General features: G+C 59.4%; 11 protein-coding genes. 2 read left to right on the top strand and 9 right to left on the bottom strand.

From position 1 onward, the window contains the following. The 4 genes from K289_RS0118385 to K289_RS0118400 are packed head-to-tail and all read right to left on the bottom strand — an operon-like array spanning position 1 to position 4,859. Entirely contained in the window at positions 1 to 240 is a 240-nt protein-coding gene (locus K289_RS0118385; protein WP_027552880.1) for an acyl carrier protein, read from the bottom strand. A 55-nt stretch (positions 241 to 295) separates the two neighbouring features. Beyond that, positions 296 to 1,408, bottom strand: a complete 1,113-nt coding sequence (locus tag K289_RS0118390) for a hypothetical protein (protein ID WP_027552881.1) — start codon at positions 1,406 to 1,408, stop codon at positions 296 to 298. 29 nt (positions 1,409 to 1,437) lie between these two features. Beyond that, positions 1,438 to 2,877: an MBOAT family O-acyltransferase gene (locus K289_RS0118395; protein WP_027552882.1), complete on the bottom strand. Its 1,440-nt coding sequence runs from the start codon at positions 2,875 to 2,877 to the stop codon at positions 1,438 to 1,440. Between the two features lie 59 nt (positions 2,878 to 2,936). Beyond that, positions 2,937 to 4,859 (bottom strand): HAD family hydrolase, encoded by a 1,923-nt coding sequence (locus tag K289_RS0118400; RefSeq protein ID WP_035685070.1) that lies wholly within the window; start codon positions 4,857 to 4,859, stop codon positions 2,937 to 2,939. Positions 4,860 to 5,112: 253 nt separating this feature from the next. Here K289_RS0118400 and K289_RS44620 point away from each other — a divergent pair, with 253 nt between their 5' ends. Beyond that, a complete protein-coding gene (locus K289_RS44620) occupies positions 5,113 to 6,204 on the top strand; it encodes a glycosyltransferase (RefSeq protein ID WP_051310644.1) in 1,092 nt (363 codons plus the stop codon). Between the two features lie 17 nt (positions 6,205 to 6,221). Here K289_RS44620 and K289_RS0118410 read toward each other — a convergent pair whose 3' ends face one another. The 4 genes from K289_RS0118410 to K289_RS47755 all read right to left on the bottom strand — a co-directional run bounded on the left by K289_RS0118410 (position 6,222) and on the right by K289_RS47755 (position 10,972). Beyond that, complete coding sequence (locus tag K289_RS0118410) at positions 6,222 to 7,358, bottom strand: acyltransferase (RefSeq protein ID WP_084788640.1); 1,137 nt, start codon at positions 7,356 to 7,358, stop codon at positions 6,222 to 6,224. A 206-nt stretch (positions 7,359 to 7,564) separates the two neighbouring features. Continuing rightward, complete coding sequence (locus tag K289_RS0118415) at positions 7,565 to 8,845, bottom strand: hypothetical protein (protein ID WP_027552885.1); 1,281 nt, start codon at positions 8,843 to 8,845, stop codon at positions 7,565 to 7,567. 89 nt (positions 8,846 to 8,934) lie between these two features. After that, positions 8,935 to 9,945: a glycosyltransferase gene (locus K289_RS0118420; RefSeq protein WP_198024730.1), complete on the bottom strand. Its 1,011-nt coding sequence runs from the start codon at positions 9,943 to 9,945 to the stop codon at positions 8,935 to 8,937. 229 nt (positions 9,946 to 10,174) lie between these two features. Beyond that, positions 10,175 to 10,972 (bottom strand): glycosyltransferase family 25 protein, encoded by a 798-nt coding sequence (locus tag K289_RS47755; protein ID WP_027552887.1) that lies wholly within the window; start codon positions 10,970 to 10,972, stop codon positions 10,175 to 10,177. A 301-nt stretch (positions 10,973 to 11,273) separates the two neighbouring features. Between K289_RS47755 and K289_RS0118430 the strand changes: the two genes are divergently transcribed. Beyond that, entirely contained in the window at positions 11,274 to 12,629 is a 1,356-nt protein-coding gene (locus tag K289_RS0118430; RefSeq protein ID WP_027552888.1) for a family 16 glycosylhydrolase, read from the top strand. A 69-nt stretch (positions 12,630 to 12,698) separates the two neighbouring features. Here K289_RS0118430 and K289_RS0118435 read toward each other — a convergent pair whose 3' ends face one another. Beyond that, positions 12,699 to 13,505 carry a hypothetical protein gene (locus tag K289_RS0118435; RefSeq protein WP_027552889.1) on the bottom strand — a complete coding sequence of 269 codons (807 nt, stop codon included), beginning with the start codon at positions 13,503 to 13,505 and terminating at the stop codon, positions 12,699 to 12,701. Positions 13,506 to 13,668 lie beyond the last annotated feature (163 nt).

Consider the following 13,668-nt stretch of genomic DNA (forward strand, 5'->3'; position numbering starts at 1 on the left):
TTACGCTTTCTTCTCGATCAGATCGGCGAACTCGCCGACATTCTTGAGACCTCCGATCTCGGTCGCGGAGAATTTCACGCCGAAGGCTTTCGAGACAGCCAGCACAAGGCGGATATGGGACAGGCTGTCCCAGCCATCGACGTCGTCGGCCGTGGTGTGCGGCGTAATAGCCAGGTCATCCTCGTCGAACACGTCCTGAAAAACAGCGGTGAGTTTGCTGTAGACCTCGGCCTTTTCCATTGCGTCATCCTTTGTCGATTGTGTTGGCGGTGCCGGCGCGTGGATAACTTGCCGGTTAGTTGCCCGGTGCGGCGGTCACCAGCTCCGAAGAGCGCAGGGTGGTGACCTTTGGTGCTGATTTGTCAGGTGTCTCCTGGCAGACGAACGAATCCAGCTTTCCCGCCAGCCTGGTCGACCAGATATCGGCCAGATGCCGCTTGGCATGCACCTCGTCCGAATAGTCGAGGTCGTTGTCGAGGTCGTCCATGCTCAGCGAACTGAAGTTCCGCCGGTCGCCGAATTCCTGCAGCAGGTCCTTCAGCGCCTGCCGGTAGCTCGGTTGATACGGGCTTGCATCGCGATGCCATGCTGGGATCGGCAGGTCGACGAGCACAATTTTCTCCCCCGAGTCCAGCAACGCCTGGATGGTCTGTTTCAAGACTTCGACCTGGGCAGCGGAAATCTCGGTCGTGCGCCCCATGGTCTCCTTCCAGTATTCCAGCGCCTTCTGCTTGTCCTCGGCCGACATCACGACGCTTTCGCGCTCGTCGTCGGTGCGTTGGGCGCTGGTGCGGCCGGTCAGCGCGAGATTAACGCCGGCTCTGGCCTGGCGCGCGACCTTCTCGAGCAGCAGGAACGGTCGGATCGCCATGACGCCCGCGTCCAGCCAATGCGCGGGCAACACCGCGACGGGGCCGTTCTGCGTACGACGGTAGAAGCCATACCGGTACCGTTCGATATCGATATCCGTCTCGCCGCGATGACGGTCGCCCTCCGCATATTTCACGTCCGAATCGACGAACATGCCGAACCAGACGCCGATGACGAAGGTGTTCAGTCGGCGCTCCTCATCGCTCTGCACCTCGTGGACCAGATTGATCACCTGCCTGACCTCGGAAATGTTGGCGCCTCCCATTGCGAGGTTGCTGACCTTGGCGCAGCCAAGGTTCGCCTGCACGAGCTTCTGCCGGAACCCGACTCCGGTGTTCGATGCTCCCACCAAAATGACCTTGCTGTCCGGGTTGGCCAGCACGCTGCGGCCGAGGAAGACGTATTTGGGAACCGTCATGTAAAGCGTTTGTTCCGCGGCCTGGAAATCCCGCGGACCGGCGCGCGATGGATCCGGAAAGACGACGAACGACGCACCGGCGAGCAGCACGTAAAGGAAAGCGAAGGACAACAAGGCCATCGCCGACTGCCGAAGGATGTATTTCAATTTCAAAACGCCTTGTAGACGAAGTCCGGAGCCTTGTGCAGCAGGGTAGCAACGGCGACGATCGCCATCATCTTGCCTGCCAGGTGCAGATTCTTTGTGATCTCGCTGCCCTGGATTGCCGACAGAGTGATCGGGATGCGGAGGCGAGCCTGGATGAGATCCAGGCTTAACGCCGCCATGCTGAACGCCGCGGCTACCACGACGAAGGTGCCCACGACGCCGGCGACGCCGAGCCGCGCCAACAGATAGGTGAATTGCGGCAGTTCGGGGACCCATAGGCAGGTCAGTGCGAGCACGAAATAGGCAATCGTGAGGCCACGCGCTACATAGATGTAGGCGGTGGACTCGGTGAGTGCGCGATAGCGCTTCTTGCCCAGGCGCTCGGTGCAGGCCACCTGCCAGAGCTTGTTGATGCTTGCGCCGGCACCCATCAGGAGGCCGTAAATCACGAAGACCGCCGTCGTGCCGTGCCAGACGCCCATCACGCCGAACGTGATGAAGAACGCCAGCACGCCGAGATACGACGTGAGCGCAGGCGAGGGGAGCCAGGTCATCAGGAGCATCACGAGCGGGTTAAAGAGATAGAGCTTGAACCACTGCGATAGCGTCATGTGCCAGCGCTGCCAGAACTCGAGGAAGCTGCGCGCCGAGAACGGCTTGTCGAAATTCTCCGGCAACTGCTGCCCGAGCAGGGTTCCGATGCCGATCACGATGTCCATGTATCCGGAAAAATTGAAATACAGATAGACCGTGTAGAGCGATGCGACCGTCGCATAGACGGCGCATAGCTTGAGTAACGGCAGGCCGGTCGGCTGTAGCAGGTGCGGACTGAGAAACGTGAAGGCGTAGTCGGCGGTCGCGGCAATGATGACAAACTTCACATAGCCGGTGGCGATCCTGGAAAACGCCGCGTAGACCACGGACTGGTCGAGCTGAACCGCCGCCTTTCCATCCATCGTGCTGAAATCCTGATAGCGCTGTATCGGACCGGAGACGAAGCACAGGAAGTTGCAGGTGAAGCGAAAAAACGCCAGCGGACCGATTCGCTCGGCCAGATCTCCCGACCGCACGTCGACCATGATGTGCAGGATCCGGAACAGGATGTACGAAAGCCCGACGGTCAGATAGGGGAACGAAAGCTGGCCGAACACTTCGAAGAACGAGAAGCGCTTGAGGAACACATAGCAGCAAAGTATCGCCACGACACCCACCGCCAGCACGAGGGTCGACTGGCGGAGGTGGAGCGCGGATATGCAGACATAGCCGAGCGCCAAAAAGGCGGCCAGCGGCAACACCTGCGTGACGTCGCTAAGGTAGCTTGCGATGAAGACGGCATTCGCGGCCCCCAGCACGAACCGTCGATAGACGACCGATTCACTGATGTGGAAGGCAATGACTGCCGCGGCAAGAAACGCAAAAAACAGGGGGGATGTCAGACTCATGTCCGTGAGCTCGAGGCTGTCCGAAGTTCTCGTTCAAGTTTGTCGGCGATCTGACCAGATCAGGCCGGCTCAAACTGCTTTTCCTCGCGCTGGACCATCATCGGCAAATCCTCCAGCTCAATGTCGGTCCGGAGTTGCCAGCGGCTGCTTCCGTCGGTCCCATCGTCGAGACGCGAGAACCCCAGCTTGCCGTAGTGTTCGCGGACCATCTCGTTCCTGTCGGTCGGAAGATAGATGCCCTCCAGGGTCGTGATGCCGGCCGTGCGCGCCCGCAATACGATCTCGGCGAGCACGGCCTGCTCGACGCATCGTCCGAGCACTCGGCAGCTCATGAGCCAGCTGTCGATCGTCCAGGTGTCGTGCCGGGTCGCGCTGCAGATGATCACGCAGATGATGCCGTTGTCGCCGAACTTGTCGATCAGCCGCGCGTGCAGCGTCATGACGCTGTCGTCGGCTTCCAGCTTCTCGATCTGGGATTCGGTGTAGCGGCGCGTCGTCAGGTTGAACTGGTTGCTCTTGTTGATGAGCTGGGTGACGCGGGCGCGCGTCGTCCGGTCGAACGGACCGAAGACGATGCGCATTTCCAGCGACCGCAGATAGGACTTCAGATCGGTTGCTTGACCCTGCAGGCTCAGCCGGCGCGCATTGGCCTGATACATTTCGGCGCGGGCACGGTCTTCCTCGGAGAAATTGATCGCCTCGAAATAGCCGGCCGCGGCAAGCGTGCGAGCGTAGCTCGCCGGATCGGTTTCGAGCTCCGGCACCGCTACCTCAGGGATTTCCTGCCGGATCAAGCCCCGTTCGACCGGATTGTCATCCAGGAAGACGAAGGAATCCAGGCCCAGCGCGAGCTCTTTTGCAATGGCGCGGATGTTGGTCGCCTTGTCGTTCCAGTTGGCTTGGAACACCGCGATATGCTCTTCCTTCAACAGCATGTCCGGGTGTTCCTTGAACGGCTTGCGCGCGATGCTGTCAGTGTTCTTGGAGCTCACCGCGAGCACAATGCCGCGCGCACGCAAAGTCAACGCGAGTTGCTGCACGGCAAGATGCGCCTCGCCGGTTGCATCGCCCTGGGCGATTTGAATGCCCTCCATGCCGTCGTCGCCGATCACACCGCCCCAGACGGTGTTGTCGAGGTCAAGCACGAGAACACGGCGGCTCTTGCCGCGCATGGCGCCGATGATGCGCGCGACATGCTCGGCGTAAAGCGGAACCAGGGCATCCGCGAACGGCAGCTTCGCCAGGTTCCACTGGGCGGGCGAGTGCCAGTCGGCAAGGCCAACGGTCTCGGCGATGCCCGCCACGTCGAGCACCATGTCGGTCGATTGCAGCACCGCCTGGGAAATCTTCTGGTTGACGCGATCGACCAGATTGCGCGCCGTGCCGGCCAGCGCGCGGTCGAAGGATCCGAACAGCCCCTCGGGCGGCGCGGCGAGCGTCTGCAGGACACACAGCGCACCGCTGTTGCGCGATATGCTCGCACGGATCGAATCGAGAAGTCTAATTGCCGCGTCAACGGCCTCGGTGGCCAGTTGCTCATTTCCCGGGCAGGGCTGCAGGGACAGCCCGCGGTGATCGAGCGCAAGCAGGACCGCGTCGGGCCGCGCCTTGTTGAGCGGGGAATCCGGTTCCAGCGACTCTTGCAGGAATTGATCATAAGCGCCCGTGATACATTCGAGCGCAATACCATGACGGGCGGCCGTGGCAACCAGGACGGGAACGATTAAATCGAGCGTTCCGTTTCCGATCAGGCCGAGGCGAAAGGGCGTGAGCGGTGCAAGCGATATGCCGCTGAGTTGCAGTGATCGAATTGTCCGACCCAGCCGGGAGAGTTGCTGCTCATCGAGCGCGTGGGTCGCGAGAGCTCTGATCTTCTTTCCGACGGCGCCGCCGGAACCGTTTGCCAGTTCTTTGCAGCGGATCGAGAAATCGGAAGGAGGTTTTGGAAGCCAGGCGAGTTCTCGATACAGCTCTGCGGACACGGCCGTTCCTTTTTTTGGCAACACGGTGATTGCCCACCTTGCTTGCGTTCCCCCTCATTGTTGTTAGCCACAATCTTTATCCATAATTCGACAGTTTCATGGCGATTGAAAACGCCGCTACATCTTCGAAGTGCGATGACACAAGTTTGTCGTGGTCAAGCAGGCAGAGCGAGAGCGCGCTGCGATAATCCGTTGTCACGTCGCGCAAATACGAAATAAGAACCTGGTTTCGATTGCGCGTGAGGGACCCGAAGTGACGAATGAACTCGTTTTGTCGGTCGTAATTCCAAATCACAATTACGCCGATTATGTAGGCACTGCGGTCCAGAGCGCGCTCGACATTCGCTGGCCGAATGTCGAGGTGATCGTCGTTGATGATGGATCGACGGACAATTCGCTCGAGGTCATCGAGGCCTACGCCGACAGGATTACGATCATCAATCAGGCCAATGCCGGCCAGATGCCGTCTTGTGTCAACGGTTTCCGCCGCTGCACCGGCGACGTCGTTATATTTCTCGATTCCGATGATGCACTTCATCCGGACATCATGACTGAAATTGCGGCAGTCTGGTCCGATGCGGCCAGCAAATTCCAGTTTCAGATGCGGGTCGTCGACGCCAAGGGAAATCCGACGGGCAGCATCCTCCCGCAATATTTTGCACACCCCACCCCCGAAGACATCCGCACATGGGTGGCGACGACTGGTGTCTATCCGACGCCGCCGGGATCGGGCAGTGCGTATCCGCGGGCGGTGGTCGACCAAATCTTTGGATTTGAATCTGATTTTGTCGATCGCGCGCCCGACAGTTACTTGATTGCAGCAGCCCCTGTATTTGGCGACGTCATCACGATTCCGAAGCCGCTGGTGGATTATCGGGTTCATGGGTTGAATCATGGCGCGCACCTGCATCTGGACGACAGCCGCTTCGCGCGGGAAGTCGACCTGACCCGTCGGCGTCACAAGTTCTTCACTGAAGTGGCAAGCAGTGCCGGGATGTCGGTGGATGCCGGCGCGCTCAACAGGAATTTGCTGTTCCTGTGCCTGCGCGCCGCGTCGTACTCCCTGCGACCGGACATCCATCCGATTGCGGACGACAGCGCGATGCAGATTGCTTCCGCCACCTTCAAGGCACGGGCGTTTCCGCAGGGCTTTTCACAGGCGCAACGGACGTCGTTATTTTTGTGGATGATTTTTGCATTGTTTGGGCCGCGCGGCCTTCGCCGGTCCGTGGTGAGCTGGCGCTATGTGCCGACGGCGCGGCCGCAATGGATGAGAAGAACGCTTAGCCTGCTTCGGGTGGTGAAGAAAGCGCCAGGAACAAGTGCGGGGCGAGAGCTGGCCTAGCGCGAACATGGAGGCCTTCACTCGGCGAAATGCGGTTGCTGGACCCTGCGACGCGGCTTGAGAAATTCCGCAAGCGGGCGCTCGAACAGTCGCCATGCCGCTACGCCTATCAAGGCGGAAAGGACCAGGCTGGCGGCGAAAAACGACAAAGGGTTGAAGTGTGCCTTGAACTTCCCGATCGCGGAGATGGTCAGCGTATGCGTCAGGTAGACCGAATATGAGGCGTCGCCGAGCACGGCAAGGGCAGGAACAAGAGGGACGCTCCTGTTCTTCTCAATGATGACGGCTCCGGCGACGAGTAGGAATGCCGGTATTCCCCAGACCATCGCACGTGGCGAGTCGATCTCGAATCTGACCGAAACGAAAAGCAACAGCAGACCAGCAGTCAGCGAGATGTAACCCCAGCGAAGCTGCGGCAGGCGATCTTGTTCAAATGCTCTGCCCAGCAATACCCCGGCCGGAAATTCGAGCACGATCGGGGCGGTGTAAAAAACGATCAGCGGGCTGCCGCCGGTGTAAAGACGGCCGATCAAGGTCAGGACAAGGAATACCGCGGCCAGGAAAACCAGTCGGGTGGTATTCTCCAGAACGAGTGCCATGGCAAAGACGGCATAAAAGAACATCTCGTAGTTCAGGGTCCATCCCGGCACCACCACTGGCCAGATCTCGCCGTCGCTCGGAGATCGCATCGGAACGAAGAAAAGTGAGGCGAGAGTGTGCGTGGTGCTGACAACAAGCCGTGGAAACAGGATCGGAAAGACCATCGCCGCGAACACGAAAGAAAGCGTCACGAACCAGTACATCGGAACAATTCTGACCATGCGGTTCAGGAAGAAATCTGTCGGCGCCTGCGTGCGGTAGGCGGTCACGGTCCACATGACGAACCCGCTGACGACAAAAAAGACGTCCACGCCGGCGCTGCCGATGACGAGCGTCCGTCCGTACGTGAAGCCTTGCGCATGAAACGCCACAACCCCGAAGGCCGCAAACGCTCGCAAATATTGGATGGAGAGAAGCTTTGCCAAAGGCTGTCTCCAGTAGTGACGACCACTGTCCGAATGACGCCCACAGAAGTCCGTGCCGCGTCCTTGCATGCGCGGCCTTACGTCCATCGCATTTCGGGTGAGTTCGGCGCGAAGCGCGGCGGCCAGCATCACTGGCGTCGGCTTCCCGTGGGGCTTCTCATCTTCCCAGGAGAGTTCGTTGTTCGTGTGGATGTTATGCGTTCTTTTTGCGCCGCGAGGTCCGTCATGGACCGGCGCAGCGCATCAGTAGAACGAGGAACGCGCTCAATCTGCTCGGAGACGGAGTGGGCAATCTGGCTCGCAGGACCTGAACGGCACGCAAAACCAGCGGAGGTTCAGCCCGATTGCGAGGGTAGGCGTTGAAGCGACTGACGCGCTGGGGGTCCCACCAGTGTCAGCAGCCAGACGATCAGCGCGAAGCTTGGCTTCAGCACGACCCCGATACTGATCCAGCTGAACACGAGAAAGTTGCAAATCTCCACGCCCAGCCGGCTCGAATACAGCCGTTGCAGAAGAATAGCTGCGATAAGGCCAAACCCGAGCAAGCCGTATTCATAGATCAACTTTGCCCAGGTCGGATCGTTGACCTCATAGTTCATGCGATACAGCTGGACGTCCCTCAGATAGCTGCCTGCCCCGTTGCCAAACCATGTGGTAAGGGGGCCGTTGTCGAAGCTGTGTCCGATCATTTCCATCGGTGCGACGAAGCGCGCATAAGCGCTTGTATTCGGTGTCTGAAACTCGGAGAGACGGTCGAACCACAGGTCTAGGCCCGGAATGTTCAAACTGTAGAGCAGGTACAGCGCCAGGATCAGGCCAACGAGATAGACGACGAAGAGCGGAATGCGAGCGAGTGATCTCGGCAGCAACAATCCAGCGGTGATTGCGAGCAGGCCGGAGCCGGAAAGCGAACAAAGCAGTCCAGCCGCGAGAATGCCCATAGTGCGCAGCCTCGCCCGCGACCCGAACTCGATGATGAGGGCCAGCGCCACCACGAGGGAAAGATCAGCCGACTCGCGGAGGAAAAAGCCGTTTGGCTTGATGATTCCGCCGCCTTCGCGGACGAAGGTGTAGTGCCCGGCACCACGAATGGCTTCGGGGAGGCTGAAATAGATGTTGGTCAGAAGCGACGATTTGGTGGCGTTGACCAGCACGATCTGCACGATCGCGATGCCGGCGATGACCGTTGCTGCCGAGACATAGGCGGACAGAATATATTCGTGGACACCCTCCGGTGCGCCCTTCAGCCGAATGGCGAACGGAGCATAGAGAACGAAAAGAAGCATCAACGACGTCCATGACGTCGACGTTGTCGCGGTATAGGTTCCGAAGCAGGCGAGGATCAAGGCGACCAAGAACAGCGCCAGAGACAGGAACCCGATCGAGGCGAAGCCACTCATCAACAGATACGCCGTTACGAGGGCATAGCAGATGAGATCGGTCGACGCCGGAAAGGCGCTGATATTGTAGGCAATCTGCGACAGGAACAGAACGGAGATGATCGATGCCCATATGGCACGTCTCCCCGACTTGCTGAGTTCGGTGTCAGATGACGTTAACTGCGGCCGCGTCACCCCAGCCGGTGCCGCCAGAGGAACTTGAATCTCAAAGGTCATCGCGGCTTTCGCCTGGGTGGATCGAGATCACGCTAACACACTCCGGTCATGTGCAACGGCCGATATCGGAATTCAGTTTTGACGTCACGTCAGTCCCTCCGGAGCAGGATGTCACGAAGGCGCTCGGTTCCCTGCTCGAGCCCGAAGCGGCTCGACATCAGTTCGAACAGCTTGGCCTGGTTCCGGTTAAGGACGGCGAGGTCGTCGATACTGCCGATGATGACATTTGCCAAGCCTTCCATGGTGTCCGCGAGATACATGGCCGATTGCTCATCGGTAGTGGTGCCATCGACTGCCGTTCGAAGTCCGAATATGGGAAGCCTCGCGAATGCGTAATCCAACAGTTTCAGCTTGAAACCCCCACCGAGCGTCTCCGCGACCAGTCCGCCGCGCGACCTCGCAACCACGCCCGAGAGATCGGCAACCGGGCCATGGAACACCAGATTCGGTCGCTCATGGGCATAGCGGGCCTGGATGGCCTCTGGAACGTTTCCGACTACGTCGAGAGTGACGTTCTTGGATTTCAGCACGGGAAGCAACGTGCCAACGATGTGCTCGAGATTGCGCTGCTTTGCTACCCATTCGAATGAACCGAGTAGCAGGATGGATCGCGGCCGGGTTGGCTCGATGCAATCGCTCGGCGCGATCGTTCCGAGATAGATCGGCGGCACCACGAACGTGGTCTTGCCTGACGGCGCGAAATAAGCTGCGTCGACGTCGGTGATGCAGACAATGCGGTTGGCGACCTTGACGATGCGGTGCTCCAGCCGCCGGTACTTTTCAGCATCCCAGCGCATGATCGTCCGCCGCACCGGGTTGGCGAAGTCCTTCGCGATCTCGCGCCGGATCTTTTCTTCGGCGTTATGCGCCACATAGCAGATTGAGGCTTGCTTTCGCTGCTGTAATACCGTCGGCAAGAACGCGGCGGAGCGGGCGTGATCGAACACGATCCAGTCCCAGTGTTGATTCAAGAGTTCTGTCAGAGCAGTCCCGATCAAGGGCGGTGCGAGACTGTAGGCGTCCCTTGGCAACGATGTGAGCAGGCTCAGAATTCCGAATCGCCTTGGCCACGGCGGCTCCGGGAAGGCCGTGCGCGGCAAGCGGAGCAAGCGGTCTTCGATCGGCCCGTTCTCGCGTCGCGTGCCGACGACCGTGACGGCAGCCCGCTCGGTCCTTGAGAGCGCTGTAAGCATTCCCGCTGTATAGAGCGCATCGCCGCTAAAGAGCGGTGAGGGGACGCGGCCGGCGATCCAGAGAACCTTCTTCATCGCTCTATCTCGAAACAACGCTCAGAACGGAATGCCGAGGCCGAGCAACGGCGACTTTGGATCACGCGACGGATGGAGATTTCGCGGCGAGCAGGCGTCGCTTGACAAGGAGCCTTGCAACGTAGGTGATCCGCTTTGTGCCGCGAGCGATGGAGGCAAGCCTCTGGCGAAGCCGCTCCGTGGACTGCAAGGGGGGAGCATCGAGATTGCGCGGCTCGATGCTGCTTTCGTAGGCCGCCTGGCTGACGAGAAACGGTTGGGTCTCGGCGAAATCAATCCCGTGCCGATCGTAATAGACGAGCTTGTGGTCGAGTGGTCGGTCGGCGACCGAGAGTGCCCTGATCAGCTCAACTGCGCCCTTTCCGGTGATGGCATAGGCGGCGGATCCCAACGCAGGCTTTAGAGGAACGACGAGCTGGGCCGTTTCGCCCTTGACGAGCGAAACGCCAGATTTCGACGTATGCGCATAGTGAATGCCCTCGAATTTCACGATGTCGCACCTCATCAGAAAGCGCGACAGATCGTGCCGATAGAATTGCGCAAAGCGTTCGTCGAACGCGGCGTCGTCCTCGAGGATGATGGCCATCGGCAAGTTCCTGCGAACGATGCGTTTCAGCGCGGCGATGTGCGAAAGGTAGCAACCGATTTCGCCTGCCTTCATCGAGCGATTGGCAGGGGTAAAGTGAAATTCGCGGCGGATCACCCGGCGGATGAGCGTCGCGCGCTTCCTGGCGTCAATCGCGGGGAGTCTTTCAAAGGGGATCCCGAGCCGCGTCAGCGTACTCGAAATGTCCTGCCATCGCGCAACGTCCCGATCAAGATTGATGACGAAGGCCGGTATGGTAGCGTCGGTTGCCACAACTTCTCTCACGTTTGATTTGTCGCTTGCTCAGAGCAAGTGGTGTTGCCGCAAATTTCGTCATTCTCCAGACAAAAATTCGGCAGTCCGACCACATCATGGCCAAGCTTGACGTGTCTTATGCGAAGCCAAACTCCCGTCTTCTTCCATTTCGTCAATGTGAATGGCTGAACGTCGGGAAACTCCTAGAGTGCGAGGCTAACCTGTCCTACCGACGCAAGGCTGTCAACTTGAGCGAGCTCTGTTGATGAAGACAGGAGTCGCCGTCATCGAAATTTCACACGCGCAAAAGGCTAGCTGAATGATCCTCGCCGAGATTGGCAAACGCGTCCTCCCGATATTGATGATCCTCACTGCCATTCCGACGCCGGCGCGGTCTGCGGGATGGGAACTGGTGTTTTCTGACGAGTTCAACGGCGACAAGCTCGACCGCACCAAGTGGGCCACGCGTTATCTCTACAACAACGAGACGATGGACCATTTCAACGACGAGAACCAACGTTATCGCGACGGCCACGTCGTGGCTGACGGCGTGCTCAACCTGATTGCAAAGAAGATGCCCGGATCGGTCAGCCTGTACGAATCCGCCATGATCCGCAGTCATCGAACGTTCTACTACGGATATTATGAAGCGCGTGTGTTCCTGCCCAACGCCAAGGGCGTCTGGCCGGCGTTCTGGCTCGAGGCCGACTACGACATCGATGGCAAGACTTGGCATCCGCCGGAGATCGACATCTTCGAATTTGTCATAAATGGCGTCGAGGACAAGGCGAACTCGCTGCACTCGAATGTGGTGGCGCCCTTTAATCCGCAGCAATACACCTATGTCGATCGCTCCTTCGAGCTCAAGTTCCAGAATATGTATGGAAGCGAGGACCTCAATCAGGGTTGGCATACTGCTGGCTTCGTGTGGGCGCCCGACAAGATATCGCTGTTCTGGGATGGCAAGCTGATCTACACGCGCAATTACCAGTGGCTGCGCAGCGACGGAAAGCTCGGACCGCCCGCGCATGTCGATCTCAACTTCGCTGTCGGCGGCAGCAAATGGGCGGGCCGGCATGGCGTTGATGAGGCGGCGTTTCCGCAGACCTTCAAGATCGATTATCTCCGCGTTTGTCAGTACACAACCTCCGAGCGCGGAGGCCGGCAATGTGGTCCGAGCGAATTGACGCCGGATCCAAAGCAATTTGGTTATTCCGCGCCGCTCAACGACATGGCGAAGCCGGCGTTCCTGGGCGTCAGCAAGGTGGTGGTGGGCAAGAAGCCCAACGCGGGCGTCCTGGCGCTAACCACAAGCGACAAGCTCGATGTCGAAATTCCGCTCAAGGTCCCGGACGACTATCCATCCAACCGGACGCTTCAGCTCACCATTTACGACAAGGCAACGGGATCCATCGTGTCGTCGGCCAATGCCAAACTTCGGGTCGAGCCCGACAAGAAGCGAGCCGACGGCTCCGTTATTGTCGCGGCCTCAATGCCTGCCATTCAGAGCCCCGGAAACTACATCCTATTTGGCAGGTTGGCTGCAGAGGCGACCAACGGCAGTGGAAAGGAGACGCTGTCCAGTCCGGCGACGTGCGGCACGGATGTCGTCCAGCCGGCCAAGGCGACTGTGTGCAAGCTGTTGTACATGGAAGTGCAGGCGCAGTCGCATTGATGAAGGTGCGCGCCGGCGTCGGCGGCGCCTTCATCCGTGCAAGTCAGCTTCGGCGGCATGGCAGGTTCGCTATGCCCGCTTCGCTCCGAAGAACTCGCGTCGCAGCTTCGGCGTCATCAGCCTCAGCGAGAGCGCGGTCTTGATGAAACGCAGCGGATGGGCAAGCGTCGCCTTGTTGAAGAAGGTTGCGATCAGCCCGGACGAATTACTGTGGGCCCCCGGATGTCCGACCCGATAGATCGCGCCAAAGAAGGGGAGGGGCGATAGCGGGGTTCCCGCTGTGGCCAGTTCCTGGGCGACGGCGATGTGGCTGCCAAGCATGCGCTTCATGTAGTCGTCCGCGTCGTTTCCCTTGAGCTTCTCGAGATCGTAGAGCCGGGCGTTGATGATGTGCGACGTGCCGCAAAGCATGAAGAACTTTGAGATGGCACCGAGCAGCCGGGTGCCTTCGGTCCACATGTAGCCACGGTCGATGTACCATCCATTGTCGTCGGGATGCCTGGCGACGTGGTCGGCTAGCCTGGAACTGACAAAATCGTCATCGTCGACGATCATGAAGAAGGTGGTGTCCCGAGCTGCCAGCATTCCCGCGCGTACGCGACGTCCTTTGTCGATGCGGAAGAAATCACGGAAAACCTCGACGTCGTCTGTGGCACCGCGTTCGTGTTTCAGGTTCGGCGCAAAGTCGACACGTTCGACCGAAAAGCCCTTCGGCAGGGCAGGCAGGTCTGCGCCGGCATTCGCCACAATGATGGCTTGCCAGCGGTCACCATTCTGACCCGAGATTGATGTTATGGTCTGCGCAAGCCGCGCCTTGAGGGCGTCCCAGTTCTTGGAATTTGCCGGATGGCGAACCGGTATGATGAAGGTCAACATGAGTTGTCTCGCATGGACGTCGTGGGCTTTGATGCTGCGCATCGCGCGATGGCTCCGGCAAGATAGCATGTCCTGTTGGCCCGGCAGATGCATAGCACCAAGTGACTGCTGCCGCCCGGATTGGTCATCGTGGTTGCATGAACTGTCAGCGAGAGGTTTGTGG

The organism is Bradyrhizobium sp. Cp5.3 (genome assembly GCF_000426265.1).
In the GTDB taxonomy this organism is placed as follows: Bacteria; Pseudomonadota; Alphaproteobacteria; order Rhizobiales; family Xanthobacteraceae; genus Bradyrhizobium; species Bradyrhizobium neotropicale.

Excerpts from the sequence above, each read along its gene's own strand:
- K289_RS0118385 (WP_027552880.1), bottom strand. The coding sequence starts at position 240 with ATGGAAAAGGCCGAGGTCTACAGCAAACTCACCGCTGTTTTTCAGGAC.
- K289_RS0118390 (WP_027552881.1), bottom strand. The coding sequence starts at position 1,408 with ATGGCCTTGTTGTCCTTCGCTTTCCTTTACGTGCTGCTCGCCGGTGCG.
- K289_RS0118395 (WP_027552882.1), bottom strand. The coding sequence starts at position 2,877 with ATGAGTCTGACATCCCCCCTGTTTTTTGCGTTTCTTGCCGCGGCAGTC.
- K289_RS0118410 (WP_084788640.1), bottom strand. The coding sequence starts at position 7,358 with ATGCTGGCCGCCGCGCTTCGCGCCGAACTCACCCGAAATGCGATGGAC.
- K289_RS0118415 (WP_027552885.1), bottom strand. The coding sequence starts at position 8,845 with ATGACCTTTGAGATTCAAGTTCCTCTGGCGGCACCGGCTGGGGTGACG.
- K289_RS0118430 (WP_027552888.1), top strand. The coding sequence starts at position 11,274 with ATGATCCTCGCCGAGATTGGCAAACGCGTCCTCCCGATATTGATGATC.
- K289_RS0118435 (WP_027552889.1), bottom strand. The coding sequence starts at position 13,505 with ATGTTGACCTTCATCATACCGGTTCGCCATCCGGCAAATTCCAAGAAC.